Origin of the sequence: Vibrio ezurae NBRC 102218 (assembly GCF_000467185.1) — a bacterium.
Classification (GTDB): Bacteria; Pseudomonadota; Gammaproteobacteria; order Enterobacterales; family Vibrionaceae; genus Vibrio; species Vibrio ezurae.
Window position 1 is genome coordinate 24,560 of record NZ_BATM01000045.1, and the last position, 26,552, is coordinate 51,111.

The following is a 26,552-nucleotide window of genomic DNA, read 5'->3' on the forward strand; positions in this document are numbered from 1 at the left end:
TGAATTCAATCAAAAAAGATTAAATCTAACTGAAATTATGCGTCAGCTTGAGGCTGTTCTTCTTGCTGTTGTTGCTGGCTTTGTAGATAGTTCATGAACAACGCATCAAAGTTAACAGGCGCAAGGTTTAGTTGAGGGAAAGTACCCTTAACAACTAGGCTTGAGATAGTTTCACGAGCATATGGGAACAGGATGTTCGGGCAGAATGCACCTAGGCAATGAGCTAGTTGACCTGGTTCCATATCTTCAGCAGTAAAGATACCACCTTGTTGAATTTCGCATAGGAAAGCTGTTTCTTCAGCGTTCTTAACCGTTACAGTTAGACGAAGAACAACTTCGTAAACGCCTTCACCTAGTTGAGCACTTTTAGTGTCTAGGTCTAGGTTTACATCTGGTTGCCATTCTTTTTGAAACATTGCTGGAGAGTTTGGCGCTTCGAAAGAAAGATCTTTCAGGAAAATACGTTGAATAGTGAAATTCTGTTGTGGTGCTTGAGTCGCTGCTGCTTCAGACATTTTTTAATCCTTAATTTATATACCTTGGTATTGGGCACGCTTATGTACCCATTAATTATTTTTATTCAGCTAGAGCTTTTTGCTTTTTCTTCTTACGTGGTTCTTTTTTAGCACGCACTAAAGGTAGATTTGCATCACTCCAAGAAGATAAGCCATGTTTCAACACGAATACTTTTTCAAAACCAGCTTTAGCTAGTAGGTTGGCATTCTCAATTGCAGTTTGACCTGTCTTACATACCACAATGATTGGGTCGCTTTTTCTGTTTTCAAGCGAACCGAATGTCCCTTCTTTAATTTCAGAAGGTAAAATGTGAACTGAGTCAGTAATATGACCTTTTTTGAACTCTTCTTTAGAGCGAACGTCTGCTACTACACCACTTTCACGGTTAATTAGCATGGTCATAGCCTGAGTATCAACTTCAGTATATCCAGCGGTGGAAGATTTGAAGATATTCATCACTAGGGCGACAATAATACCAACCCAAACAACACACAGAATCATGTTCTGGTGAGCAAAATCGAAAATTTCTTGCATCGTCAGATACTCTTTTTAATTCATAAACCGAAAAATTAGCAGGCAGTATACCATTACCAACGTAGGATGCGAGATTGAGCCGAGTGTGATCGCTTTTTAAAAAGGAAACATAGATCACGAATACAGCACTATTCACGGCTAAGTTTTATAATTGAAACCTGAGCGCAACCAAATTGATCGTAATTTCACACCTTTTTTGAAATTTAACCACTCATCCAGTATGAAAAACACTCATATTTTCCTTTCCTCAGTCGAAACTGAAAATTTATTTAACCTGAAAGTGCTTCAATTGAGGTAATCTGTAGTAAAATCACGTGAGTGAAAGTTATTCAAAATTAAACAACGAGGTCAAACTATGTCAGCTAAGAAGCCAATGGCTCTAGTGATCCTTGACGGTTACGGATACCGCAAAGATAAAGCCGATAACGCTATCGCAAATGCAAACACACCAGTTTTAGATAACCTGATTGCTACTCAGCCAAACACTCTTATCTCTGCTTCTGGTATCGACGTTGGTCTACCTGACGGTCAAATGGGTAACTCTGAAGTAGGTCACACCAACATTGGTGCTGGTCGTGTGGTTTACCAAGACCTTACTCGTATTACTAAATCTATCGCTGACAAAGAGTTCCAACAAAATGAAACTCTAGTGAATGCAATGGATAAAGCAATCAAATCTGGTAACGCTGTCCACATCCTAGGTCTTATGTCTCCAGGTGGCGTTCACAGCCACGAAGACCATATCTATGCAGCCATTGAAATGGCAGCTGAACGTGGCGCAGAAAAAATCTACCTACACTGTTTCCTAGACGGACGCGATACTCCACCTCGCTCTGCTGAAGGTTCGCTACAACGCTTCCAAGCGCTATTTACTCAACTAGGCAAAGGTCGTATCGCCTCTCTTGTGGGTCGTTACTACGCAATGGATCGTGACAACAACTGGGATCGCGTTCAACAAGCTTATGACCTACTAAGTGAAGCAAAATCTGACTTCACTTTTGATAGTGCTGTTGCTGGCCTTGAAGCGGCTTACTCTCGTGATGAAAACGATGAATTTGTTAAACCAACAGAAATCAAAGCTGAATCTGAAGAATCAGCAGCGATCGTTGATGGCGATGCCGTTATCTTCATGAACTACCGTGCTGACCGTGCGCGTGAGATTACTCGTACTTTCGTACCTTCATTTGATAACTTCGAACGTAACGTATTCCCACAAGTAGACTTTGTCATGCTGACTCAATACGCAGCAGACATCCCTCTACTATGTGCATTCCCACCAGCATCTCTAGAGAACACTTACGGTGAGTGGTTATCTAAAGAAGGTAAAACTCAGCTACGTATCTCTGAAACAGAGAAGTACGCACACGTTACATTCTTCTTCAATGGTGGCATTGAAAACGAATTTGAAGGTGAAGAGCGTCAACTTGTTGCATCTCCAAAAGTAGCGACTTATGACCTACAACCTGAAATGAGTGCACCAGAACTGACTGACAAGCTTGTTGCAGCGATTAAATCTGGCAAATACGACGCGATCGTTTGTAACTACCCTAACTGTGACATGGTTGGCCACACTGGCGTTTACGATGCAGCAGTTAAAGCAAGTGAAGCTCTAGATGAGTGTATCGGTCGCGTAGTTGAGGCGATCAATGAAGTGGATGGTCAATTGCTCATTACCGCGGACCACGGCAACGCAGAAATGATGGTTAACCCTGAAACAGGTGGCATTCACACTGCACACACTAACCTTCCTGTTCCTTTGATCTATGTGGGTGGTAAAGACCTAGAATTCAAAGAAGGCGGTAAACTTTCAGATCTAGCACCTACTATGCTAGAGCTATCTGATACCAAGATCCCAGCAGAGATGTCTGGTCAGGTTCTTGTAAATCTGAAATAATCTTTGCTAAGAAACCTTTGCTACAGTGTACACTGTAGCAAAGAAGCCAAGATAAAGATTTAGGATGAATCTCATTCCTCAGAAAGCACCATTCTCGAAAAAATTAAACGCCAGTGTGCTATGCGCTGGCGTTTTGTTATACCTGTCGTCTACACTCTTTTTCTCGCCAGCAGCCAATGCCAACCCTGAAGAATTAAAAGGGGTAAAAGGTGAGATCACTCGTCAGCAAAAAAGCCTTTCTCATCAGCAGAAAGAACTCGATAAATTGCAAAAACGCTTGAAAACTGACGAACTCTCTATCGCAAACGCGAGTAAGAGCTTGACGCAAACCCGCTCATCATTAAGACGCTCTGAAGCCAATCTGAAAATTTATGATAAGCAGCACCAAGAATTATTAGATAAAACTCAGTCACAAGCTGAGGCTTTACAAAAACTGGTGAAGTCTTACTACATGATGCACACCAGCGCTAAAATTGAGAGTTTTCTGAGTCACGAGAGCACTCAAGAAAAAGATCGTATCAGCCAGTACTATCAACATTTAGCAAAACAACGCACGGCGACCATCACTGAGCTCCAACACACCAACGCTCAGTTGGAGCAAAAAAACCAACAATTGGTTGCAGAGCAAGAACAAATTGAAGCGTTGCTCAATAAGCAAACCCAACAGCTTAAAAAGCTACGCTCATCTCAGGCCAACAGAAAAACCACTGTCGCAAAAATCAAGCGTGGTATCGCGGGCGACAACGCTTATCTCAATGAGCTGAAACGTAATGAAGCGAGACTCAAAGCAGAAATCGCAAAAGCCGCTAAGCGTAACTCTGTCCCTATGGATGGCTTGTCCAAACGTAAAGGCCGACTACCTTGGCCAATCAAAGGCAAGATACTGCACAGCTATGGCACTAGACAAAGTGGTCAAGTGCACTGGAAAGGTCTGGTCATTAGCGCTCAATACGAAGAGCCTGTTAAAGCGGTTTATCCCGGCACTGTCGTCTTTGCCGACTATCTACGTGGCTATGGCTTAGTACTGCTACTTGATCACGGTAAAGGTGACATGACGCTCTATGGTTATAACCAAGTACTAACGAAAAAAGAAGGTGATAAGGTGACCGCAGGCGAGACTATCGCACTTGCCGGTGATACTGGAGGACGTTCAACCCCTTCCGTCTACTTTGAATTAAGACGCAATAGCAAAACACAAAACCCTCGCTATTGGTTGAAGCACTAAAGACAGAAACGCCAGCTTAAAGCTGGCGTTTCTGTCTTTAGCAATTGGAAAAGTAAAACTTATTCTACTTCTTCCATTTTGCCTAGCATGCTACGAATGCGTTCTTGCCACGCATCATGCTCAGCTTGTACTTGTTGTGCACGCTGTTCAGTTTCAACTTTCTCGTTGCGTAATTGCTCAGCTTCATTAGCAAGGCTTTGCTTTTGCTCTTTCAGTTCTTCAACTTCCATTTGTAGCAGAGTAATTGTATCTACCGCTGTCTGCACTTTGGCTTCTAGTTTTTCTAACACTTCTAAAGACATGTTGGCCTACCTAATTCGTTATCCATATATAAAGACTGACTTCTTTAACCATTCTACCCACACGTATGTATATAAACACACCTAAAAATTTAATTTCAGTCTAAATGGACAAAAAAAACACGATTCTAATCAAATTTTGACAATCACTTGCCCTTCCCAGTCCTGATGAGCATTCTCTATGAGACAAAATCGATAAATATTCAAGAAGAGGAATAAACTTGAGCAAATCACGCAAACGTTTTCGTGAAGGTATGGTAGAATCTCGGCGATTTTTTGAACCCTTTTTTTGAACCCTCTTAATTGGAGTCGATATGAAACGCGATTTGGCAATGGCATTTTCTCGTGTAACAGAAGGCGCAGCTCTAGCCGGTTATAAATGGCTTGGACGCGGAGATAAAAACGCAGCTGATGGCGCAGCTGTTGAAGTTATGCGTACCCTGCTGAATAAAACTGAAATTAGCGGTGAAATTGTTATTGGTGAAGGTGAAATCGATGATGCACCTATGCTGTATATTGGCGAAATGGTCGGCGTTGGCGGTGATGCTGTCGATATCGCAGTGGATCCAATAGAGGGAACTCGCATGACGGCTATGGGGCAATCCAATGCCTTAGCGGTACTTGCAGCTGGTGAAAAAGGAAGCTTCCTTAAAGCACCAGATATGTACATGGAAAAACTGGTTGTTGGCCCAGGCGCAAAAGGTCACATCGATCTTGCTAAACCATTAGCTGAAAACCTCGTCAATGTCGCTCAAGCTCTGGGTAAGTCTCTTAATGAATTGACTGTCATTACACTAGCAAAACCTCGTCACGACCAAGTGATTGCTGAAATGCAAGCTATGGGTGTTCGAGTATTTGCTGTGCCAGACGGCGATGTAGCCGCTTCTATTTTGACTTGTATGCCAGACAGTGAAGTAGACATGATGTACTGCATTGGTGGTGCACCAGAAGGTGTTGTTTCGGCTGCCGTAATCCGCGCTCTAGATGGTGATATGCACGGTCGCCTTCTTCCTCGCCATGAGGTTAAAGGAGACGATGAAGAAAATCGTATTCACGGCGAAGAAGAGTTGAAACGCTGTGCTGAGATGGGCGTTGAAGCAAATGTGATTTTAGAAATGTCCGATATGGCAAGCAGTGACAATGTGTTGTTTGCCGCAACGGGAATCACTAAAGGTGATTTGCTAGAGGGCATCACTCGCCAAGGCAATATCGCCACTACAGAAACGCTATTAATCAGAGGCCGTTGTCGCACAATTCGTCGTATTAAGTCGATTCATTACCTAGAACGCAAAGACGATGACGTGAAAGGACACATCCTTTAATCCGTAATTTATGCTTAAAAAAACGCAGCATTAGCTGCGTTTTTTATTACTTGTAAACATCCCCGTAATCATTCTTGCCGTCATTACCCTTTAAGCAGCCACATTCAACAAAGATCCATACACCGCAGACCAAAGCAATCAATGACAATATACGAGATACGCCATCGCCCGTTTCTGCCTGCGCTGAAAATGGTACTAATAGGCGGCCAATTATGAGGGGGATGCTAAGCAGCAAAAAGCGATTTGATTTATTGCGATCATGCCAACGTTTTGCGGTCATCGCTAAATCTGGATAAAACAAAATCAGAGATAAAAACGGAATAGCGTACAGCGCAAGACCCGGCGAAAAATGGGCTAATATAGACCCAACCGTCGAAAGAAAAAGATAGTAGCTAATATTCCAAATCCAGAACTGCTTGCGCCCTATGCGTCCATCAAATGAAAATAATAAAAATTTATAGTCCATGCTGAATTCCTAAAGATGATACTCATCACGCTAAGTACGTGATCAAAAATTCTAACGCCGTTATCGAGTATGTTAACAAGCTAGAATGACCCGTTATTTAGTAAGATTGGTATTACATCGCCTATTAAAGCATTCTTGATCCATATCCCTAACATCAACACTCAAGCTTCCCACCCAATTTGCTTGCTCTACTAGCAACTGGAAAATGCGGTCAGACAATGCTTTCTTCTGCTCTGGAGTGCGCCCTTCAATGAGCTCAATACTGATATGAATAAAATTGTGCTGGTCTTCACTTTCGCCGATCAACCACAAATGGGTACGTAAGGTACGCGACCGAATTGAATTACACTCAAATAGATCACTGTCTATCATGATCTGATGCATGTCTTGCAGCATGCTATGAATATTCAACCGCCCTTCTAGAGCATCACTGTACTCCATAATTAAGTTAGGCATAACAAACACTTCCTTGAAACAAATACTCATCCTGATGGATATAGACCATACACTAAACAGCGCATATGGATGTCAATTTCTGAATATTTTTGCCAATGAGATCACCTAGCGATTTTTGCTTACAAACTGAACTGAATAAGAAATCATTGCTTTCATGATCTATAGACTTTTATCTGTTATATTCATTTACAGCGTATATTTTTTACTAATTTAGAAGGGAGTATTTTATGCGTCATCCTGTAGTTATGGGAAACTGGAAACTAAACGGTTCCAAAGAAATGGTAGTAGATCTACTGACTGGCTTAAATGCTGAGTTAGAAGGCGTAACGGGTGTTGATGTTGCAGTGGCTCCACCAGCACTGTTCATTGACCTAGCAGAACGTACTTTGACGGATGCAGGTAGTGCAATCATCCTTGGTGCACAAAACACAGATATTAATAACCAAGGTGCTTTCACAGGCGACACTTCACCAGCGATGCTAAAAGAGTTTGGGGCAACTCACATCATCATTGGTCACTCAGAACGTCGTGAATACCACAAAGAGTCAGACGAGTTCGTAGCACAAAAATTCGCTTTCCTAAAAGAAAATGACTTAACACCTGTACTTTGTATTGGTGAGTCTGAAGCACAAAACGAAGCGGGTGAAACTGAAGCAGTATGTGCACGTCAAATTGACGCTGTCATCAACCTACTCGGTGCTGAAGCACTTAACGGTGCAATCATTGCCTATGAACCAATCTGGGCTATCGGCACAGGTAAAGCAGCAACAGCTGATGATGCTCAACGCATCCACGCATCTATTCGTGCTCACATCGCTGAAAAGAACGCAGATGTCGCTAAGAACATCGTGATTCAATACGGCGGTTCTGTGAAGCCAGAAAATGCAGCCGCTTACTTTGCCCAACCAGACATCGATGGTGCTCTTGTGGGCGGTGCTGCGCTTGATGCGAAGAGCTTTGCCGCTATCGCTAAAGCAGCCGCAGTAGCTAAAGCACAATAATCCGTCTTAAATGACAGTGAATAAAGGTCAGCTTCGGCTGGCCTTTTTTGTTTTTAGGGTACAAAAACAAAAACAAAAACAAAAACAAAAAAACGCTACCAAAGGCAGCGTTTTTTATTCAACAGTTGCTATGTAATGAGCTTAGAAAAGCTCATCCGCAACGGTATAAAGATCATTGCGAACCGGGCGACGCATGTTTTCAATTGCATCAATGATGTCGTGATGAACCAACTCTTCTTTTTGGATACCCACACAACGTCCACCATGACCTTCTAGAAGAAGGTGTACAGCGTAGTTACCCATGCGAGAGGCCAAGATACGGTCAAATGCCGTAGGGCGACCGCCACGTTGGATATGACCAAGAACCGTTGCACGAGTCTCACGTCCAGTGGCCGTTTCAATATCTTTAGCCAACTCATTGGCGTCAAACATAAGCTCAGTCAACGCAATAATAGCGTGCTTTTTGCCTTTTTTGATGCCTTCTTCAATATTGGCAATCAGCTCTTCTTTGCTCCACTGGCGCTCAGGAGTAATGATGTATTCACAACCACCCGCAATCGCTGACATCAATGTCAGATCACCACAATGGCGTCCCATGATTTCAACAATAGAGATACGCTGATGAGAAGATGAGGTATCACGTAGACGGTCAATCGCGTCAATAACAGTATTAAGCGCCGTTAAATAACCAATCGTGTAGTCAGTACCTGCGATATCGTTATCAATAGTGCCTGGCAGACCAATACATGGATAACCCATTTCAGTGAGCTTCTTCGCCCCCATGTAAGAACCATCACCACCAACAACGACTAACGCTTCGATGCCATGCTCTTTAAGGTTTTCAATCGCTTTGGCACGTACTTCTTCGTCTTTAAACTCAGGAAAACGAGCTGAACCTAGGAATGTACCGCCTTTGTTAATCACATCCGAGACACTCGAACGACCTAATTTTTCAATACGGTTTTCATACAAGCCTTGGTAGCCATCGTAGATGCCATATACCTCAACACCTTTTGACAACGCTGTACGTACAACCCCTCGTACCGCAGCATTCATACCTGGTGCGTCACCACCACTTGTTAGTACACCAATTTTTTTAATCATGTTGCCCCTCAATTATTGGGATAGATCTAATTTATATTTTAATTTTAATTGCCTTGTCATCGGCAAGAATTCTATTCGTTTCGCTCGAGTCCCCTTCTGACTCAATTGAGCAAAACTCTAAATCTTTCTCTTAATTAGAGTATTACAGTTTCCTTCAAAGTTAAGGTTGATTCAAATCAGAATACGAAAACTTAACTTTCACCTTCCAAGATAGCTAACTTTGACTAACTTTCATAAACAATTCGTCGCCGACCTGTACCGTTATTTGTGCTGCATCTCGTATTTTTCAATTACAGAAAGTGGATCTTGATGAATAAGCACATCACAACTATCAAAATGCTGATTTAGCCTATGCTCTACTTCGTCTGCGATGTGGTGAGCATCTATCAAAGGCAGCTGATCATCAAGCTCTAGATGTAACTGGATAAAACGAGTTGGCCCCGATTGGCGAGTTCTCAAATCATGAATACCATGTACCCTATCGACTGAATTGACGATCTGTTCAATTTCCTGCAATTCAGAATCAGGCAACTGACGATCCAGCAACACTTGCACGGCTTCAGCAATCATTTTAAACGCGCTAACCAATATGAACACACCAATGCCTATGGCAAAAATAGCATCGGCTTGGGAGAAACCAAACATACTCAAAGCCAAAGCCAATAAAATGGCCGCATTCATATAAAGGTCCGTTTGATAGTGCAGAGAATCAGCGGCGATGGCTTGGCTACCCGTTTGTCGAACAACGTGCTTCTGAAAGAGCACCAACCCAAAAGTAATCACCATAGCAAATAAGCTGACATAGATACCCAACTCAGGTTGATGAAGCTCTTGCGGGCGGAAGAAACGATCAAAGCCACTGAGAATCAAGAAAAATGCGGAGCCAGAAATAAACATAGACTGAGCTAAAGCCGCTAACGACTCCGCCTTGCCATGACCAAACGTATGCTCATCATCGGCGGGTTGCAGTGCGTATTTAAGGACCACTAAATTGATGGTAGAGGCGGCGATATCAAGCAAAGAATCCACCACCGAGGCCAATAAGCTCACCGAGCCCGTTACCCACCAAATGGCAATTTTAACTATCAAGAGTAAAGTTGCGACCAATGTGGCTGACCACGCAGCAATCGTTACTAATTTCTTATATCGTGGGTTCATAATTGTTATTGCAGTAAATTTACACAAAGTATACACCGAAACATAACATCGATGTAATCCTATGCTAGGGATAAGTGAGAGGGAAAACGGATGAAAAAACGGTTGCTGAAACTCATAGAAAAATACGACGCGTGGTGCGAAAGTTTAGGGCTCACGCCAGAAAACAAACGCAGTTGCACCCCATACCGCCGCGATCCGGCAAGCATTAAAACTGAAACAACAAACAAAAAGCGCAACTCATAATAGCTGCGCTTCTTCGATAAAAAGGAAAATCTAGATTGTCTTAATGCAGAGAATTAGCTGTCTTGTTTAGACATTTTCTTTTCCATTTTTTTCTGCATTTTCTGCTCACATTTTTGAGCTTTTTCTGCTCTCTTTTCGACCAGTTTTTGCTTTTGCTCAGCCGTAAGAACGTTCATCATGCGATGTGTTGTGCGCATTTGTTCAACCTTCATCGCCGTACGCTCTGCTACCATTGAAGAGGCCAGTTCTTTAGCTTTGGCTTCGTCAAAATTCGCTGCTAGAACCAATTGTTGCTCTTGATCCTTCATTGCTTTCATTTGTTGACGCTTGTTTTCGCCGTTCGCTTTCTTCGAAGCACGCACTTCTTCACGAATGGTTTTCAGTTCGGTTTTTTGTGCATCGGTTAAATCCAATCCACGAAATGCCTGTTTGCCCTGCATTTGAACGCGACACTCTTTTGCGCCCTTATCGCCACCTTTCTTACCATTAGCCATTACCGCGGTGCTACCCAACGTCAACGGAACCATCATTGCTACAGCCAACCATTTCTTATTCATTGCCATGAGAGATACCTCGATAGTTTAAAATGTTTTCACTACTGTTTTTAGTAGATGACTTTAGAATAATAGACCCTATGTAAAGTGCGGTATGCGAAACGTAAAGATAAGTAAATCACTCCCACCCACTTTACAATCCTCGTACAATCTAGGTATCAACAGATATCCAGTAGAGTGAGATTACATTTATGCCACACATTTTATTAGTCGATGACGACACCGAATTAACCGCTCTGCTTGAAGATATACTCACCTATGAAGGGTTTACAGTTTCTCAAGCCAACAACGGTGTTGAGGGATTAGAAGCGGTCAATGACAGTATAGATCTGATATTACTCGATATCATGATGCCTAAAATGAGTGGCATGGAGATGCTCAAACTTCTACGCGAAAAGTGGCAAACTCCGGTTCTTTTTTTAACGGCTAAGGGAGAAGAAATAGATAGAGTTATCGGCTTAGAACTTGGAGCGGACGATTTTTTACCTAAACCATTTAGTGATCGAGAATTATTGGCGCGTATCCGAGCGATATTACGCCGCACCCAAGGAGCGTCTTCTAGCCAAACGACAAATGAGTCAAACAACGACATCGTTCTCAATATTGGCGCGCAAGAAGCTTACTGCCAAGATACCTTACTCGATCTCACCAGTACCGAGTTTTCACTATTAGAGCTGTTCTTACGCCACCCTGGCACGACGCTAACCAAAGAAAATATTAGCGTAGAAGTGCTTGGCAAACGCCTTGCCGCCTTTGATCGCGCCGTTGATATGCACGTATCTAATTTACGTAAAAAGCTTCCAGAAAGAGAAGATGGAAAACCTCGCATCAAAACATTGCGAGGTAAAGGATACCTATTTGTAGAGACAAGCCAATGAAACTGCCTAAGTTCAACAGTTTTTATGGGCGTATCTTTGCCATTTTCTGGTTCACTATTTTAATGGTGCTACTGGCGGTGATTGGTCTACAGAAACTGGACCCACGTAAGTCTCACTCTATAAATACCTCTGCATTAAATAAAATCACTCATCTAGTCAGTACTGTAGAGCTAGAGCTCAATCATAGCTCTAGCCCCGCTAGCGCCCTAAAATCATTAGAGCGCCGACGTTTTGGCAGTAAAGATTTTCGTCTTTATCTCGTCAATACAGAAGGGGTATTAATCAGCAAGGAACACGGTACTCGACGTCAAGCCCTACAAGCGATGGCCGCGGAATACAGTAATACCCAAAAACCAAGTCAAAAACTATTTGGTCGCCATATGGTTGCTGGGCCCTTTCCGATTTATGTAAACGGCGAAAATTATCGAATCTACGCTGGGTTTACCGCTAAACGTTCGCCACCCTTGTTGTATATTCTGCTCGATGCCCCCTTTAAATTGATGCTCTTTATCATGGTGATCAGCACTCCTTTGTTGCTACTAAGCGCATGGAGCTTAAGCTTGCCTGCTCGTCGCTTAGAAGAAGCGGCAAAGCGTGTCACTCGTGGTGAATTTGAAGTAGACCCTAGCCTTGAGCAAGGCACGACAGAATTTAAGCAAACAGGAGAAAGCTTCAACCAGATGGTGTTGTCCATCAATCAAATGGTCTCGGGTCAGCAAAAACTCCTTTCTGATATTTCCCACGAACTGCGCTCACCATTAACCCGCTTAAGAATGGCCAATGCACTCGCGACCAGAAAACAAGGCACATCTAAAGAACTAGAGCGCATTGAAACCGAAGCAGAAAGATTAGAGCAGATGATCAAAGATCTGTTGGGTTTATCGCGCATGCAGATAGACAGTCATCATAATCGTCTGCGTATTGATGCCCCTTCATTGTGGGACGATATGTTGTTGGACGCACAATTTGAAGCAGAACAAAACCAAATAGCACTGACTTTTGAGCCTGTGCCTAATGTCTTTTTAGTCGGAAACCAGAAGCTATTAATCAGTGCATTTGAAAACATTGTGCGCAATGCGATCCGCTATGGTCAATCACACGTCAACGTACTATTTTCCGTATCAGCAGAGCAACTGACTTTCACCGTCGAAGACGATGGTCCCGGTGTACCCGAAGAAGAGCTAGAAAGTATATTCCGTCCTTTCTACCGAGTTTCAACAGCCAGAGACCGAGACAGTGGTGGTACAGGTTTAGGCTTGGCGATTACTGAAAATGCCGTTTTACAACACAATGGTACGATTGAAGCCAGTAAAAGTACCGCACTTGGCGGGTTAAAAATGACCATACATCTTCCGATTCAGGCATAGAATTGCACCGTGAACAAGGGGCCAGTCGCTGAGTTGTGCACCTGATGCCTATTTGGGTATATACTGCCCCGATAGACTATTTACCAACGTGACTACTTATGTTTGATATCGCTTTATTCGAACCTGAAATTGCCCCTAACACGGGCAATATCATTCGCCTTTGTGCAAATTGTGGTGCCAATTTGCACCTTATTGAGCCTTTAGGCTTTGATCTTGAAGAGAAAAAAGTCAGACGTGCTGGCCTTGATTATCACGATCTTGCTCGAGTCACTCGCCACAAGAACTATCAAGCCTTTATCGACTTTTTAAATGAAAGAGATGGGGATTACCGAATTTTTTCCTGTACGACAAAAACCACAGGCCATCATATTGATCCTCAGTATCAACAAGGCGATGTACTGTTATTTGGACCAGAAACTCGAGGGCTTCCTGCTGAGTTGATTGAATCTATGCCAATGGAACAACGTATTCGTATCCCTATGGTGGCGGATAGTCGTTCATTGAACCTGTCTAATGCCGTTGCCATCATTGCATTTGAGGCGTGGCGTCAAATGGACTTTGGTGGCGCTGAATAAACAGCACCACTATAAATAAGAGATTAATTTAGACGATCTTTATCTTGGTCGTCTTTTTTCTCATACTCACCTTCAAATACATTTCCATCACCTTTCTCTTGGTTTTGGAATGGATTGCCCTGAAACGGACCACCCTGACCTGCATTGGTATGAAAACCAGAATGCATGCCATTTACTTGCACTCTTTTCATTAATTGCTTGGCAATAATCGCTCGTGGTTTGGGCAATAATACGATCATGCCCAATGTGTCGGTCATAAACCCTGGAGTCAGTAACAACACACCTGCAACCGCCAACATCACACCCTCAACGATTTGCTGAGCAGGCAATTCACCCTGTTGCAAACGAGACTGCACCGAAAGCAATGTCGCAATCCCCTGACTTCGTACTAAAGACGCGCCAATCAAAGCGGTAAAGATGACAAGGAATATTGTCGTCCAAAAGCCAAGAAATCCACCTACTTGAATAAATAGGCCAATCTCTACTATTGGCACCAATATAAATAACAACAATAAAATAGGAAACACATATCCTCCTCAAAATTAGGGGCTCAGTTTAAGACCAAACAGGGGGCAAGCTCAATTGTTATATCGCGCTTAAGGGGCTGCATGTGTGAGTCACCTCACTCCTAGAGCATTTCAGCCTCAATCTCTCATAAACTTATCAAGTTTAGGTGCCAAAAGTGATCCGTTTAAGAGTTTTTTCAACACAGTTTAGTATCATTAAGTTTCATAAAATCTAGTCTGATTTTAATACTAAAAAAACGCTCGAATGGACTCATCAAAATTGCTCAGCACCTTGCAAATTGTGCTGTCAAATATTCAACATTTCCGAGAAAAAGGTCCATGCTATGACGACAACTCCTATTCAGCCAGCCACTCGTATAGAAGAAGATCTCCTTGGCCAACGTCATGTTCCCGCTGAGGCTTACTACGGCATCCATACTTTACGTGCGATCGAAAACTTCAATATTTCTAATGTGACCATTTCTGATGTGCCCGAATTTGTTCGTGGCATGGTCATGACTAAAAAAGCCGCGGCTATCGCCAACCGTGAACTGAGTGTGATTCAACCCGAAGTTGCACAATACATTATTAAAGCCTGTGATGAGATTCTAGATACAGGTCGCTGTATGGATCAATTCCCATCCGATGTTTTTCAAGGAGGCGCAGGCACTTCTGTCAATATGAATGCCAATGAAGTGATCGCCAATTTGGCACTGGAGTTAATGGGCAAAGAAAAAGGTCAATACGATATCATCAACCCAAATGATGATGTCAATAAGAGCCAATCGACTAACTGTTCATACCCGACGGGCTTTCGAATTGCGGTGTACAACAGCGTAGTCAAACTGATCACTTCTATTGAATACCTTAAAGGTGCCTTTGATGCAAAAAGCAGTGAGTTTAACTCCATTTTAAAAATGGGGCGTACTCAGCTACAAGATGCGGTCCCTATGACGGTAGGGCAAGAATTTAGAGCTTGGTCTGTAACGCTAGCAGAAGAAATTCGCAACCTGCAATATACCGCCAAACTACTGCTCGAAGTCAACTTAGGGGCAACAGCCATCGGCACCGGTTTAAACGCCGCTGAAGGCTATCAAGAGCTTGCGGTAAAAGCGCTAGCAGAAGTCACCGGCCTTGACTGCGTACCAGCTGAAGACTTAATTGAAGCCACCTCAGACTGTGGTGCATACGTAATGATGCACGGCGCACTGAAACGCCTAGCGGTTAAATTATCCAAAATTTGCAATGACTTACGTTTATTGTCATCAGGACCTCGTGCAGGTCTCAATGAAATTAACCTACCAGAACTGCAAGCGGGTTCTTCCATTATGCCAGCCAAAGTGAATCCCGTAGTTCCAGAAGTCGTCAACCAAGTGTGCTTTAAGGTCTTAGGCAATGACAACACCATCTCGTTTGCCGCAGAAGGCGGACAATTACAACTAAACGTGATGGAGCCCGTGATTGCACAAAGCATGTTTGAGTCACTGGATATTCTGAGCAACGCATGTGTGAATTTACGAGATAAATGCATTGAAGGCATCACAGTGAACAAAGAAGTATGTGAAAGCCATGTGTTCAACTCTATCGGCATCGTCACCTACCTCAACCCATACATTGGGCACCATGAAGGGGATATTGTCGGTAAAATTTGTGCTGAAACCGGCCGAAACGTACGCGAAGTGGTATTGGAAAGAGGCTTACTCACAGAAGCTGAGTTAGAAGATATCTTCTCAGTCGAAAACTTAATGAGCCCTCAATACCGAGCAAAGCGCTTTAGTTAAGCTCTACCCTCACTTTAACCACTTAGAAGCGTGTTTTTCCCTTAGGACACGCCTCTAGGTTCCCATTGTTCAAATAAAACCATTTTGAGCTCAATGCTTTGGCTTTGAGCTCTTTTTCTTAAACTCAAATTTAATCAAAGGAAAAATATAATGTTAATAGTAGAACTTCTGGTCGTCCTAGTATTTATATACCTAGGTGCCAGGATTGGCGGTATCGGTATTGGCCTTGCTGGTGGTCTCGGTGTCATCGCCCTTTCTATTGGGCTCGGCGTACCCACAAGTCAAAGCTATATCCCTATCGATGTTATTTTAATTATCATGTCGGTGATTACGGCAATTGCTGCAATGCAAGTGGCTGGTGGCATGAACTGGTTAGTGCAGATAGCAGAAGACTTTTTACGTAAAAATCCAGAACGAATTACTTTTTACGCCCCCATTGTAACGTTTTTGATGACTCTTATGGCCGGAACTGGACACACGGCTTTCTCTACACTTCCTGTTATTGCAGAAGTAGCTAAAGGCCAAGGCATACGCCCTTCTCGACCACTTTCTATTGCCGTTGTCGCCTCTCAAATTGCTATTACTGCTTCTCCTATTTCAGCGGCAGTTGTCGCTTTTGCTGTGATGCTAGAACCGCATGGTGTGGGCTACCTCACTTTGCTGGCCATCTGCATTCCGACAACCTTCATTGCCTGTATGGTAGGAGCTTTCGTCGCGAACTTTATGGGGTGCCCGCTTAAAGATGACCCTGTATACCAAGAACGCCTTGAGCAAGGACTGATCAAGCTCAATACCGACCACTCTAGCCACGGCACAACGCGCGAAATCCCAGCCACTGCCAAACGTGCAACGTATATTTTCCTCGGTGCGATTGCATTAGTGGTTTCCTATGCCGCAGCAATTTCAAGCTCTGTCGGCCTAATTGAAAACCCAAGCATTGGTCGCAACGAAGCGATTATGGCTGTCATGCTAGGCGCAGCCGCTGTCATCGTTCTCACCACTAAGATTGATGCTGCGTTGATCCCATCAGCCGCTACCTTCCGCTCAGGTATGACCGCATGTGTGTGTGTATTAGGTGTCGCTTGGTTAGGTTCAACCTTCGTCAACGCCCATGTTGATGACATCAAAGAGTTTTCTAGTTCACTGTTGACTGACTACCCTTGGATGTTGGCATTGGTGTTATTTTTTGCTTCCATGTTGTTGTATTCACAAGGTGCAACGACAGTAGCCCTAATGCCAGCAGCACTGGCTATTGGTGTCGCGCCATTAACGGCCGTGGCTTCTTTTGCTGCGGTTAGTGCACTGTTTGTATTGCCGACTTACCCAACACTTTTGGCGGCAGTCGAAATGGATGATACGGGCTCAACGCGAATCGGAAAGTACGTATTTAACCACCCTTTCTTTATCCCAGGTGTGGCCACTATCGCGACGTCTGTAACACTAGGCTTTCTGTTTGGTAGCTTCTTTATCTAAACGCGAATAACCATACCAAGTAACCCTTCAAAGGGGGCTTCACATGCCCCCTTTTTTGCCTTCGAAATACGCCTAACGTTATAAAACCCTGCCAAACAACGCAGAAAATCAACAAGCTAATGATAGTCGGTAGGCGAATGAAACTTAATTCGCTACTATCGGGTCTACTCATTATCTGATACCAAATTGATACCATACTATGCGCGCCGTTTTTCTCTCTCTTTTGCTACTGTGTTTCTCGCAGACCACGCTAGCCGCTTTCAACAGCGAATCTGGTCCTGCGGCTGAAAACAACTTTGAACAAGCAAGCTTTGGACAACCGAGCTTTGTGCGTGTTGATCAAGCCTTCCCATTTGATTTTGTCCAGCAGGGCAATCACGTTCAACTCAATTGGCAAGTTCGAGATGGTTACTATCTTTATCAATCTCGCTTTAATGTCAGCGCAGAAAATGCCACATTAGGTGAGGTAGCATTGCGTGATGGCACGCCTTATAAAGATGAGTTTTTTGGTCTAGTCAATATCTACACGGAACCTGTGACCATTACTGTTCCCATCACAGAACAAGGTGAGCACTCGCAACTTATCGTACAATATCAAGGCTGTGCCAAAGCAGGCTTTTGCTACCCGCCAGAAACTAAAGTCATCGACCTTCAACCTATCGATAACATTACACAACTGAACTCAGCACAGCCTACGGCAAACACCACTTCGCCCGCGACGACTCAAGGCTCACTCCCTAAAAGTGAAAGTGATATGGCGGCGATGCTCGGTGATTCCATCTGGACACCGCTTATCTTCTTAGTGCTCGGCATTGGCTTGGCATTTACGCCATGTGTACTGCCGATGTATCCAATTTTAACCAGTATCGTATTAGGCAACGGCAAACTGTCTCCTGCTAGAGCGCTGTCACTGTCTTTCATTTACGTACAAGGGATGGCACTGACTTACACCTTGCTCGGGCTTGTTGTCGCCTCGGCAGGCATGCAGTTTCAGGCGGCGTTGCAACACCCTGCGGTATTGATCACCATTAGCGTGCTGTTTGTATTGCTGTCGTTATCTATGTTCGGCTTATACAACCTGCAATTGCCAAGTAGCCTGCAAACCAAACTCAACGAAATCAGTAATAAACAAACCGGCGGACGTTGGTTGGGCGCATTTGCAATGGGCGTAATATCCGGTTTAGTGTGCTCACCTTGCACCACTGCCCCGCTTTCTGGCGCGCTATTGTATGTGGCACAAACAGGCGATTTATTCACCGGAGCCGTCACCTTGTATGCGCTGGCATTAGGTATGGGCATACCTCTGATTGGCCTGGCTGTATTTGGCAATCGCTTCTTGCCAAAAGCGGGCTTGTGGATGGATAAAGTTAAAGTGCTATTTGGCTTTGTGCTATTGGCCGCACCGCTGTTTTTCTTAGAGCGCATCTTAACTGAGCAATGGATCACAGCACTTTGGTCTATTTTAGGTATTAGCTTCTTTGCTTGGCTGTATCATTCTAAAAATCATCTGCCGTTTGGCAGTTGGAAGCAAAGTCTAATCGGTGTTATTGCTGTACTTGGCTTAGTCGGCTCAGCACAACCGGTCTGGAACAAACTGCTAGGGCTAGATAGCCAAGTCGAAGCGCCACAATCGCAAATTGAGTTTATTCGCGTCACCACAGTTCAAGACCTGCAACAAGAGTTAGCCAAAGCGAAACTGGCAGGTAAACCCGTACTATTCGACTTCTACGCCGATTGGTGCGTGGCTTGTAAAGAGTTTGAGAAATACACTTTCCATGAGGCGAATGTGGAACAAAAGCTCAGCGGATTTGTACTGCTGCAAGCGGATGTCACCAAAAATCAGCCGCAAGACATCGAGCTATTAAAACATATGCGCGTGTTAGGTCTGCCGACTATCGAGTTTTGGGATGCGCAAGGTCAGCACCTACCAGCCGCTAGATTGACCGGTTTTGTTAAGGCCGAACCTTTCCTAAGTCATCTACAACGTTTTAATCTATAAATGCTTTAATCTATAAGCAGATTAGCCACTCAAAAAGCGACGCCCACTGACTCATTAAGTGGGCGTTGTTACTTCTAGCGCAAATAAATATAGAGCTGAGCCAGAGTTTTAGTGACCGATTCTTGTTCATCAATATAAAACTATCAATAATCACTAAGACTCCCATTTTATACATGAGTACAAGTGATATGGATGCCACTTACACGATTGTGATTGCTGACGATCACCCCCTCTTCCGAAATGCATTATTTCAGTCGGTACACATGGCTATTAGTGGCGCAAACCTACTGGAAGCGGACTCTCTGAATAGCCTGCTCGATTTACTGCGTAAACAAGACGATGTGGATCTGATTCTGTTAGACCTAAAAATGCCAGGGGCGAATGGCATGTCTGGTTTAATGCAATTGCGCAGTGAATTTCCAGACATCGCGGTGGTGGTGATCTCCGCCAGTGAAGAACCGTCAGTGGTGAGCCAAGTAAAAAGCCACGGCGCCTTTGGTTTTATTCCCAAGTCTACCGATATGCGTAGCCTGATCAGTGCTCTCAACCAAGTATTAAATGGCGACCAATTTTTCCCGGCGGAATTAGCCAAACAAGCAGAACGCTATAGCGACATTACCGATAAGCTGGCATCACTCACCCCACAACAATATAAAGTATTGGCAATGCTTGCTGACGGTCTGCTCAATAAACAAATTGCCTACGAACTGGATGTATCCGTTGCCACAATCAAAGCCCACATGACGGCTATTTTCCGCAAACTAGGGGTCACTAACCGCACTCAAGCAGTAATCTTATTACAGCAATCTGATATTGAATCCTAAGCTGCTTCTATCCCTTTGATTAGGAGATAAATCCGTTTCCTGATCTCTGCCCTTATTAGACCTTTGGCTAATATCCAGCAAATCCCAGTTCACACTTTGCTAGCACACCACAATAAACCACTGATTTTAATGTGTTTTCCATCTCACTCACTCAAGACCAAAGTTCAAATGAGTTATTAACCTCCCACTGCTATCGTATGTTTGAAACATTTTATTAACAAACGAACGTAAGGAGACGGTAATGGCGTTTGAAAATGAAGAACGAGCCAAAGCCTACTGGAGCAAGAATGTTCGACTCATGATCAGCCTAATGGTGATCTGGTTTGTTGTGTCATTTGGCTGCGGTATTTTATTTGTAGACGAACTCAATCAATTCCAACTTGGTGGTTACAAACTCGGATTCTGGTTTGCACAGCAAGGTTCCATCTACTGTTTCTTGGGCATTATTTTCTACTATGCGTGGAAAATGCGTCGAATTGACCGCGAATTTAACGTAGAAGAATAGGGAGCAATAAAGATGGATCTTAAGACAATTACCTACCTAGTGGTCGGGGCAACTTTCTTGCTCTACATAGGTATCGCAATATGGGCTCGCGCAGGTACCACTAAAGAGTTCTATGTAGCCGGAGGTGGCGTACACCCGATTGCCAATGGTATGGCAACTGCTGCCGACTGGATGTCAGCGGCTTCGTTTATCTCAATGGCAGGTCTGATTGCCTTTATGGGTTATGGCGGCTCGGTATTCCTGATGGGTTGGACCGGCGGTTATGTACTGCTAGCACTACTGCTCGCACCTTACTTACGTAAGTTTGGTAAGTTTACCGTTCCAGAATTTGTTGGCGAACGCTTCTACTCTAAAACAGCGCGAGTGGTGGCGGTTGCCTGTCTTATCATTGCCTCGGTTACTTATGTAATCGGTCAGATGAAAGGCGTTGGCGTCGCATTTGGGCGTTTCCTAGAGGTGGATTACTCAACCGGGCTTGGCATAGGTATGTGTATCGTATTCATCTACGCCGTTATGGGTGGTATGAAAGGTATTACTTACACCCAGATCGCTCAATACTGCGTCCTCATTCTTGCATACACTATTCCAGCAGTATTTATCTCACTTCAACTGACAGGTCACGCCCTTCCGCAAATTGGCTTAGGGAGCACCATGACCGGAACCGATGTCTATCTACTGGATAGGCTTGACCAAGTGGTGACCGAACTCGGCTTTAGTGAATACACGACCCATGTGCGGGGAGATACGCTCAATATGTTCGTGTACACCATGTCACTGATGATCGGTACCGCAGGTCTGCCACACGTAATTATTCGTTTCTTCACTGTACCTAAAGTACGTGATGCTCGAACCTCAGCAGGTTGGGCACTGGTCTTTATTGCGATCCTTTACACTACAGCACCTGCTGTTGCAGCGATGGCTCGCTTGAATCTAATGGACACAGTGAACCCGGCATCAGGGCAACACTTGGTGTATGACGAACGTCCAGCATGGTTTAAAAACTGGGAAACAACAGGCTTACTCGGGTTTGATGATAAGAACGCTGATGGACAGATTCAGTACACTTCGAGTGCAGAAACTAATGAGCTGAAAGTAGATAGAGACATCATGGTATTGGCGAACCCTGAGATCGCTAAACTACCAAACTGGGTAATTGCCTTAGTGGCAGCGGGTGGACTAGCGGCGGCACTTTCTACCGCAGCGGGGTTACTACTGGCCATCTCCTCCGCCATATCCCATGACTTAATCAAAGGGGTCATAAACCCCAATATATCGGAGAAAAAAGAGTTACTTTCCAGTCGGATAGCCATGGCAGTGGCAATTGGGGTCGCGGGGTATCTGGGACTCAACCCACCGGGCTTTGCTGCGGGGACGGTGGCACTCGCCTTTGGTCTCGCCGCCTCCTCCATCTTCCCGGCCTTGATGATGGGTATCTTTAGTAAAGGCATCAACAAAGAAGGCGCGATTGCAGGGATGATTGCAGGTATCAGTATCACCTTGTTCTATGTATTCCAACACAAAGGCATCTTGTTTGTCGCGGATTGGACTTACTTGCAAAGTTGGGGAAGCAACTGGTTCCTAGGTATTGAACCTAATGCGTTTGGTGCGATTGGTGCGCTGTTTAACTTTATCGTGGCATTTGCTGTGTCTAAAGTCACCGCTGAAACGCCGCAAGAAGTTAAAGATCTTGTTGAGCATGTACGCGTACCAGCAGGCGCTGGCTCCGCTCAAGACCATTAATAGATTCTATCCAATCTAGTCCACAAAAGCCCCTTAGGGGGCTTTTTTAATAGCATAAGTCGAGTATGGTAAGAAGATGGATATGCAATGCTGTCCCTATACTTTATACCAACTCTTTTACATTGACGCTAGGATGCAAAAATGTTCAAAAACAAACACTTTATCGTTGCTTTAATAGTTGCACCCATCTTGGCTGTAATTACCTATTTTGGCATCGATATGGCCGTCAGTGAGAAACCTCACGCCGCCAAACAAGGCGAAAGCTACAAGCTCATCAGCAAATCAAATTGCCGTTACACCAGTGGTCTATGTGACTTTGAAAACGGTGAATTCAAGATTCAATTTCGCTCAGAAAAGCTCACTGAAAATACCTTAGATCTCACTCTAAAAGCGAAATTCCCTCTGCAAGGCATCAAAGTCTCACTGGATGAAAACGGCAATACTAAGCCAGTAAACATGACCGCTACCAGTGCAGATAAACGCAACTGGGCTGTCTCATTACCGGCAAGTGATCTCGACACTAAACAGTTGCGCGTGGTCGCTCAAGCCGACAACACCTATTACTTTGGCGAAACCGACACCACCTTCGTGGTTTATGAGACGCTGTTTACCGAAGACAAATAACGCTCAGCGTTATTCAAAAGGGTTCGAAGTTTTAATGGCTTGACTGGTTTTGCCAGAAAATCAAAGCCTTCGTTTTTTACTTGTTCAATAATATCAGGGGTGCGATCAGCACTGATGATCACCCCATGAAAACTGCCGCCTAATAGCTGGCGAAAACGTTGCAGTACTTGTAATCCTGTCTTGCCATCTTCTAATCGATAATCTGACAAAATCACATCAGGTTGCCAATCATGCTCCAATCTAAGCAAACTCAACTGCAAATCAGTGGCTAACCTGACATCACAGCCCCAACGCTGTAATAGGTTTTCCATGCCTTCCAATATCGAGGTTTCATCATCAACACATAACACGCGCAAACCACTCAATGGGGTCACTATTGGCGCAACAGGTGTGGATGAAGGCGTGGATAACAGCGCTTTTTCTGCTAGAGGGACGGTCACCGAAAAGACACTTCCTTTGCTCGGCCAAGAGCGCAATGAAATGCGATGTCCTAATAACTGCGCAATTCCTTTAGATATGGCAAGCCCTAAGCCCAAGCCTTTGTCTGAGCGAATTTGATTGGTGCGAGTAAACTCTTCAAATATCAGTTGCTGTTTGTCTTCTTCAACCCCAACGCCGTTGTCCCACACCTGAATAGAAAGAGAGTCACCTTCTCGTCGCACGCCCAATAACACTTTGCCTTGCGGACTATAACGAAAGGCATTGGTTAAGAAGTTTTGTAACACTCGACGCAGTAACTTAGGGTCGGACTCAACAAATTGTTGGGTAGGAATGGTTCTAAAATTGATGCCTTGCTGTTCTGCAATCACGCCAAATTCAGCGTCCAGATTTAATAGCATTTCGCTCAAAGCAAAAGCCTGCACTTTGGTGGGTAACTTACCAGACTCTAAGCGTGAGATATCCAATAAATCACTGATCAGCTCTTCCGCCGCTTCCATGGCACTTTCAATATGCCGAGCCACGCGCTGAGTTTCATCATCTTTGGCTATTTCTGATAATGAGGAGGTAAACAGTCGCGCCGCATTTAACGGTTGCATCAAGTCATGGCTCACCGCCGCCAAAAAGCGAGATTTAGATTGTGACTCTTGCTCAGAGCGTTGCGTGGCAATCGTCAACTGACGGTTTAATTGCTCTAGCTCATAGGTTCGCTCTTGCACTCTTTCCTCAAGAGTCACATTTGCATCTTTTAACGCCTGCTCCGCCTGACGATACACAGTAATATCACTAAAGCTCATCGCAAAACCGCCACTAGGCATCGGGTTGCCTTGCACTTCAATCACTCGCCCATCGGCTCTTTGACGAGAAGAGGTATGGTGACTGCCGCGCTGTAAATGCTCGATTCGGCGCTGTACATGAACCTCGGGATCACCGGGGCCACAAAGCCCTTGTTCAGCATTGTGACGAATAATATCGGCAATCGGTCTACCCACCTGAATCAAGCCCACCGGAAAATCAAACAGCTCAATGTAACGCTGATTCCAAGCCACCAGCCTAAGCTGTTTATCTACTACCGCAATACCTTGTTCTATGTGTTCAATCGCCCCTTGCAATAAGCTACGGCTAAAATCGTACAGCTCGGAGGCTTCATCCACTATGGTAGCCACTTCTTCCAACTGCATGTTCTTACCCTGCAAGGCAGAAGTAAGCACTAACTTTGCCGAAGAGGCACCAAATACGCCCGCCAATACTCGCTCGGTATGTCTTATCAGGGTTGAAGGTGCGTATTGATTTGGCATCAGCACCTGTTCTTGCTGACTCCAAAACTGGTTAAAGGCACTGCGCACTCTTTGCCTGCCAACAAACTTGGATGCCACCAGCTCAAGCTCTGCCACTGTGACTCGGCTTTGGTAAAGGCTAGTATTATCCGATTCAGGAAGTGGCGAGCCGACAAAAGCCGCCGATTGTAAGCGCTCACTAATGTTTGAACGGGTTAATATCGAGACCAGTACATAACAGGCGCTATTGGCGCTAATGCTGAGCAACATGCCCCAATCGGAGTTTTTGATCTGCAAATCTGCCAATAACTCTGGCGGGGAAATAATCCAAATTAGGATATTAGTTTGTGCATCTCCGGCCAAAATACCGGTTTGGCTCATCAGCGTTACTAGCCACAATACAAAGCCCACCACTAAACCCACATACACGCCATTGCGATTACCGTGTCGCCAATACATACCCCCGAGTAATGCTGGGGCAAATTGAGTTACGGCGGCAAAAGAGAGAAAGCCAATCGCCGACAAACTGCCAATGCTATCGAGCACCTGATAAAAGAACCACGCCCCAACAATCAGTAGCACAATCAAGATGCGGCGAATCACTAAGAGACGCCCAGAGAAATGACGGAAGTTATGTTGCGACAGTTTCATTCTGCGCAATAGCAGTGGCATAACTAAATCATTGGACACCATGATTGCTAACGCAATAGTCGAGACAATCACCATGCCACTGGCCGCCGATACGCCACCAATAAACGCCAGTAACGCTACCCCATCCGCGCCCATGGCAAGGGGAAGACTAATCACATAACTATCGGCTGAACTGCCCGGCAATAAACTGGAACCGACCCACGCAATCGGCAATACAAACAAACCCATCAAACCTAAATAAGCCGGAAATACGCGGCGCGCGGTGTGTAAATCGTGCGCTCTTTCGTTTTCTACCACCATGGTATGAAACTGCCTAGGCAAACAAAAAATTGCCATCATGGTCAGTAAGGTGTGAATCAATAAGGTAGGAATATTGGGGGCGGCGTAGGTTTGCTTTGCCACCTCCCACAATTGAATGTCTGTGCGTTGCAGTACCACCAGCACCACAAACAAACCGACAAACAAAAAAGCCACTAGTTTGACGATAGACTCAAACGCAATCGCCATCATCATGCCGCGGTGATGCTCAGTATTATCAATATGGCGCGTACCAAACAAGGCAGTAAACGCGGCTAATGCAATCACCATCAACCAAGAAACATGATATTTATCTGCGCCCGCTTCACCCAATACTTCAGGTACCGCCAGCTCAATGCCCATCATAATGCCGCGCATCTGCAAGGCGATGTAAGGCAAGATACCGACCACTGAGATCAAGGTGACAAAGACCGCTAAGCCTTGCGCTTTGCCATAACGAGCCGCAATAAAATCAGCGATGGAGTTAATGTGCTCCCGCTTTGCCACCAAAATCATGCGCGCTAATACGCGCCAGAAAAACACAAAGACAATGATAGGAGCGAGATAAACAGGCAGGAATGCCCAAGGGTTATTGGCGGCTTGGCCTACCGTACCAAAAAAGGTCCAAGAGGTGCAGTAAACCGCAATCGACAGGCTATAAATCCACGGACGCCAATTGGCTAGCCATTGTGGTCGCTTATCCCCATACCATGCGATTAAAAAGAGCAACACCAAATAAAGCAGTGATGCGGGGACAATTACCCATCCTTGCATAAGTCATCCTTAACTCGTATCAACGTTCATCTCACTCGCAAATCCACTGCATTGAAAAGTACCGACAACAT

25 protein-coding genes are annotated in these 26,552 nt (G+C 44.5%); 15 read left to right on the forward strand and 10 right to left on the reverse strand.

Features of this window, described 5'->3' with window-relative positions; all coding sequences use genetic code 11:
* Positions 1-35: 35 nt before the first annotated feature.
* Entirely contained in the window at positions 36-515 is a 480-nt protein-coding gene (gene secB / locus VEZ01S_RS13435; protein ID WP_021714593.1) for a protein-export chaperone SecB, read from the reverse strand.
* Positions 516-576: 61 nt separating this feature from the next.
* Entirely contained in the window at positions 577-1,050 is a 474-nt protein-coding gene (locus VEZ01S_RS13440; RefSeq protein ID WP_021714594.1) for a rhodanese-like domain-containing protein, read from the reverse strand.
* Positions 1,051-1,405: 355 nt separating this feature from the next.
* Here VEZ01S_RS13440 and gpmM point away from each other — a divergent pair, with 355 nt between their 5' ends.
* Positions 1,406-2,944: a 2,3-bisphosphoglycerate-independent phosphoglycerate mutase gene (gpmM, locus tag VEZ01S_RS13445; RefSeq protein ID WP_021714595.1), complete on the forward strand. Its 1,539-nt coding sequence runs from the start codon at positions 1,406-1,408 to the stop codon at positions 2,942-2,944.
* Positions 2,945-3,008: 64 nt separating this feature from the next.
* Entirely contained in the window at positions 3,009-4,169 is a 1,161-nt protein-coding gene (locus VEZ01S_RS13450; protein ID WP_021714596.1) for a murein hydrolase activator EnvC family protein, read from the forward strand.
* A 59-nt stretch (positions 4,170-4,228) separates the two neighbouring features.
* On the opposite strand, the gene zapB is transcribed toward VEZ01S_RS13450, so the two are convergent.
* The gene (gene zapB, locus VEZ01S_RS13455; protein WP_021714597.1) at positions 4,229-4,471 is read right to left on the reverse strand and encodes a cell division protein ZapB; all 243 of its coding nucleotides are present in this window, start codon (positions 4,469-4,471) and stop codon (positions 4,229-4,231) included.
* A 311-nt stretch (positions 4,472-4,782) separates the two neighbouring features.
* On the opposite strand from zapB, the gene glpX reads away from it, so the two are divergent.
* Entirely contained in the window at positions 4,783-5,790 is a 1,008-nt protein-coding gene (gene glpX, locus VEZ01S_RS13460) for a class II fructose-bisphosphatase (protein ID WP_021714598.1), read from the forward strand.
* Between the two features lie 46 nt (positions 5,791-5,836).
* Here glpX and VEZ01S_RS13465 read toward each other — a convergent pair whose 3' ends face one another.
* Entirely contained in the window at positions 5,837-6,256 is a 420-nt protein-coding gene (locus tag VEZ01S_RS13465; RefSeq protein ID WP_021714599.1) for a DUF805 domain-containing protein, read from the reverse strand.
* 93 nt (positions 6,257-6,349) lie between these two features.
* The gene (locus VEZ01S_RS13470) at positions 6,350-6,712 is read right to left on the reverse strand and encodes a 5-carboxymethyl-2-hydroxymuconate Delta-isomerase (protein ID WP_021714600.1); all 363 of its coding nucleotides are present in this window, start codon (positions 6,710-6,712) and stop codon (positions 6,350-6,352) included.
* Between the two features lie 227 nt (positions 6,713-6,939).
* Between VEZ01S_RS13470 and tpiA the strand changes: the two genes are divergently transcribed.
* A complete protein-coding gene (tpiA, locus tag VEZ01S_RS13475) occupies positions 6,940-7,713 on the forward strand; it encodes a triose-phosphate isomerase (protein ID WP_021714601.1) in 774 nt (257 codons plus the stop codon).
* A 141-nt stretch (positions 7,714-7,854) separates the two neighbouring features.
* On the opposite strand, the gene pfkA is transcribed toward tpiA, so the two are convergent.
* Positions 7,855-8,817, reverse strand: coding sequence for a 6-phosphofructokinase (pfkA, locus tag VEZ01S_RS13480; protein ID WP_021714602.1), 963 nt, complete (start codon positions 8,815-8,817; stop codon positions 7,855-7,857).
* A 261-nt stretch (positions 8,818-9,078) separates the two neighbouring features.
* The gene (gene fieF / locus VEZ01S_RS13485; RefSeq protein WP_021714603.1) at positions 9,079-9,975 is read right to left on the reverse strand and encodes a CDF family cation-efflux transporter FieF; all 897 of its coding nucleotides are present in this window, start codon (positions 9,973-9,975) and stop codon (positions 9,079-9,081) included.
* 90 nt (positions 9,976-10,065) lie between these two features.
* On the opposite strand from fieF, the gene VEZ01S_RS16860 reads away from it, so the two are divergent.
* Complete coding sequence (locus VEZ01S_RS16860; RefSeq protein WP_162889477.1) at positions 10,066-10,218, forward strand: DUF5363 family protein; 153 nt, start codon at positions 10,066-10,068, stop codon at positions 10,216-10,218.
* A 53-nt stretch (positions 10,219-10,271) separates the two neighbouring features.
* Here VEZ01S_RS16860 and VEZ01S_RS13490 read toward each other — a convergent pair whose 3' ends face one another.
* Positions 10,272-10,781 carry a Spy/CpxP family protein refolding chaperone gene (locus tag VEZ01S_RS13490; RefSeq protein WP_021714604.1) on the reverse strand — a complete coding sequence of 170 codons (510 nt, stop codon included), beginning with the start codon at positions 10,779-10,781 and terminating at the stop codon, positions 10,272-10,274.
* Positions 10,782-10,963: 182 nt separating this feature from the next.
* Between VEZ01S_RS13490 and VEZ01S_RS13495 the strand changes: the two genes are divergently transcribed.
* The 3 genes from VEZ01S_RS13495 (at position 10,964) to trmL (ending at position 13,592) form a co-directional block, all read left to right on the forward strand.
* Entirely contained in the window at positions 10,964-11,650 is a 687-nt protein-coding gene (locus VEZ01S_RS13495; protein WP_021714605.1) for a response regulator, read from the forward strand.
* Positions 11,647-13,017: an envelope stress sensor histidine kinase CpxA gene (cpxA, locus tag VEZ01S_RS13500; RefSeq protein WP_021714606.1), complete on the forward strand. Its 1,371-nt coding sequence runs from the start codon at positions 11,647-11,649 to the stop codon at positions 13,015-13,017. Before VEZ01S_RS13495 ends, cpxA begins: the two co-directional genes overlap by 4 nt.
* 98 nt (positions 13,018-13,115) lie before the next feature.
* On the forward strand, positions 13,116-13,592 hold the full coding sequence (gene trmL / locus VEZ01S_RS13505; protein WP_021714607.1) for a tRNA (uridine(34)/cytosine(34)/5-carboxymethylaminomethyluridine(34)-2'-O)-methyltransferase TrmL: 477 nt from the start codon (positions 13,116-13,118) through the stop codon (positions 13,590-13,592).
* Between the two features lie 23 nt (positions 13,593-13,615).
* Here the strand turns inward: trmL and VEZ01S_RS13510 are convergent, their stop codons facing one another.
* The gene (locus VEZ01S_RS13510) at positions 13,616-14,119 is read right to left on the reverse strand and encodes an FxsA family protein (protein WP_021714608.1); all 504 of its coding nucleotides are present in this window, start codon (positions 14,117-14,119) and stop codon (positions 13,616-13,618) included.
* 323 nt (positions 14,120-14,442) lie between these two features.
* Between VEZ01S_RS13510 and aspA the strand changes: the two genes are divergently transcribed.
* From aspA to VEZ01S_RS13545, 7 genes are all read left to right on the forward strand, one after another.
* On the forward strand, positions 14,443-15,879 hold the full coding sequence (gene aspA, locus VEZ01S_RS13515) for an aspartate ammonia-lyase (RefSeq protein WP_021714609.1): 1,437 nt from the start codon (positions 14,443-14,445) through the stop codon (positions 15,877-15,879).
* 150 nt (positions 15,880-16,029) lie between these two features.
* Complete coding sequence (locus VEZ01S_RS13520; RefSeq protein ID WP_021714610.1) at positions 16,030-17,352, forward strand: anaerobic C4-dicarboxylate transporter; 1,323 nt, start codon at positions 16,030-16,032, stop codon at positions 17,350-17,352.
* Positions 17,353-17,551: 199 nt separating this feature from the next.
* Positions 17,552-19,351, forward strand: a complete 1,800-nt coding sequence (locus tag VEZ01S_RS13525; protein WP_021714611.1) for a protein-disulfide reductase DsbD — start codon at positions 17,552-17,554, stop codon at positions 19,349-19,351.
* Positions 19,352-19,539: 188 nt separating this feature from the next.
* Positions 19,540-20,175, forward strand: a complete 636-nt coding sequence (locus tag VEZ01S_RS13530; RefSeq protein ID WP_021714612.1) for a response regulator transcription factor — start codon at positions 19,540-19,542, stop codon at positions 20,173-20,175.
* Between the two features lie 241 nt (positions 20,176-20,416).
* Positions 20,417-20,680: a DUF4212 domain-containing protein gene (locus VEZ01S_RS13535; RefSeq protein ID WP_021714613.1), complete on the forward strand. Its 264-nt coding sequence runs from the start codon at positions 20,417-20,419 to the stop codon at positions 20,678-20,680.
* 12 nt (positions 20,681-20,692) lie between these two features.
* Positions 20,693-22,420, forward strand: coding sequence for a sodium:solute symporter family protein (locus VEZ01S_RS13540; RefSeq protein ID WP_021714614.1), 1,728 nt, complete (start codon positions 20,693-20,695; stop codon positions 22,418-22,420).
* 141 nt (positions 22,421-22,561) lie between these two features.
* Positions 22,562-23,044: a hypothetical protein gene (locus VEZ01S_RS13545; RefSeq protein ID WP_021714615.1), complete on the forward strand. Its 483-nt coding sequence runs from the start codon at positions 22,562-22,564 to the stop codon at positions 23,042-23,044.
* Here VEZ01S_RS13545 and VEZ01S_RS13550 read toward each other — a convergent pair.
* Positions 23,014-26,481: a PAS domain-containing hybrid sensor histidine kinase/response regulator gene (locus tag VEZ01S_RS13550; protein ID WP_021714616.1), complete on the reverse strand. Its 3,468-nt coding sequence runs from the start codon at positions 26,479-26,481 to the stop codon at positions 23,014-23,016. The genes VEZ01S_RS13545 and VEZ01S_RS13550 overlap by 31 nt on opposite strands.
* Positions 26,482-26,552: the final 71 nt, after the last annotated feature.

Bases quoted from the DNA above. Each gene is read 5' to 3' on its own strand.
- VEZ01S_RS13535 (WP_021714613.1), top strand. From the start codon at position 20,417: ATGGCGTTTGAAAATGAAGAACGAGCCAAAGCCTACTGGAGCAAGAAT.
- VEZ01S_RS13545 (WP_021714615.1), top strand. From the start codon at position 22,562: ATGTTCAAAAACAAACACTTTATCGTTGCTTTAATAGTTGCACCCATC.
- tpiA (WP_021714601.1), top strand. From the start codon at position 6,940: ATGCGTCATCCTGTAGTTATGGGAAACTGGAAACTAAACGGTTCCAAA.
- zapB (WP_021714597.1), bottom strand. From the start codon at position 4,471: ATGTCTTTAGAAGTGTTAGAAAAACTAGAAGCCAAAGTGCAGACAGCG.
- trmL (WP_021714607.1), top strand. From the start codon at position 13,116: ATGTTTGATATCGCTTTATTCGAACCTGAAATTGCCCCTAACACGGGC.
- glpX (WP_021714598.1), top strand. From the start codon at position 4,783: ATGAAACGCGATTTGGCAATGGCATTTTCTCGTGTAACAGAAGGCGCA.
- VEZ01S_RS13525 (WP_021714611.1), top strand. From the start codon at position 17,552: ATGCGCGCCGTTTTTCTCTCTCTTTTGCTACTGTGTTTCTCGCAGACC.
- VEZ01S_RS13450 (WP_021714596.1), top strand. From the start codon at position 3,009: ATGAATCTCATTCCTCAGAAAGCACCATTCTCGAAAAAATTAAACGCC.
- VEZ01S_RS13470 (WP_021714600.1), bottom strand. From the start codon at position 6,712: ATGCCTAACTTAATTATGGAGTACAGTGATGCTCTAGAAGGGCGGTTG.
- VEZ01S_RS13540 (WP_021714614.1), top strand. From the start codon at position 20,693: ATGGATCTTAAGACAATTACCTACCTAGTGGTCGGGGCAACTTTCTTG.
- secB (WP_021714593.1), bottom strand. From the start codon at position 515: ATGTCTGAAGCAGCAGCGACTCAAGCACCACAACAGAATTTCACTATT.
- VEZ01S_RS13495 (WP_021714605.1), top strand. From the start codon at position 10,964: ATGCCACACATTTTATTAGTCGATGACGACACCGAATTAACCGCTCTG.
- VEZ01S_RS13465 (WP_021714599.1), bottom strand. From the start codon at position 6,256: ATGGACTATAAATTTTTATTATTTTCATTTGATGGACGCATAGGGCGC.
- VEZ01S_RS13530 (WP_021714612.1), top strand. From the start codon at position 19,540: ATGGATGCCACTTACACGATTGTGATTGCTGACGATCACCCCCTCTTC.
- aspA (WP_021714609.1), top strand. From the start codon at position 14,443: ATGACGACAACTCCTATTCAGCCAGCCACTCGTATAGAAGAAGATCTC.
- cpxA (WP_021714606.1), top strand. From the start codon at position 11,647: ATGAAACTGCCTAAGTTCAACAGTTTTTATGGGCGTATCTTTGCCATT.
- VEZ01S_RS16860 (WP_162889477.1), top strand. From the start codon at position 10,066: ATGAAAAAACGGTTGCTGAAACTCATAGAAAAATACGACGCGTGGTGC.
- VEZ01S_RS13550 (WP_021714616.1), bottom strand. From the start codon at position 26,481: ATGCAAGGATGGGTAATTGTCCCCGCATCACTGCTTTATTTGGTGTTG.
- gpmM (WP_021714595.1), top strand. From the start codon at position 1,406: ATGTCAGCTAAGAAGCCAATGGCTCTAGTGATCCTTGACGGTTACGGA.
- fieF (WP_021714603.1), bottom strand. From the start codon at position 9,975: ATGAACCCACGATATAAGAAATTAGTAACGATTGCTGCGTGGTCAGCC.
- VEZ01S_RS13520 (WP_021714610.1), top strand. From the start codon at position 16,030: ATGTTAATAGTAGAACTTCTGGTCGTCCTAGTATTTATATACCTAGGT.
- VEZ01S_RS13440 (WP_021714594.1), bottom strand. From the start codon at position 1,050: ATGCAAGAAATTTTCGATTTTGCTCACCAGAACATGATTCTGTGTGTT.
- VEZ01S_RS13490 (WP_021714604.1), bottom strand. From the start codon at position 10,781: ATGGCAATGAATAAGAAATGGTTGGCTGTAGCAATGATGGTTCCGTTG.
- pfkA (WP_021714602.1), bottom strand. From the start codon at position 8,817: ATGATTAAAAAAATTGGTGTACTAACAAGTGGTGGTGACGCACCAGGT.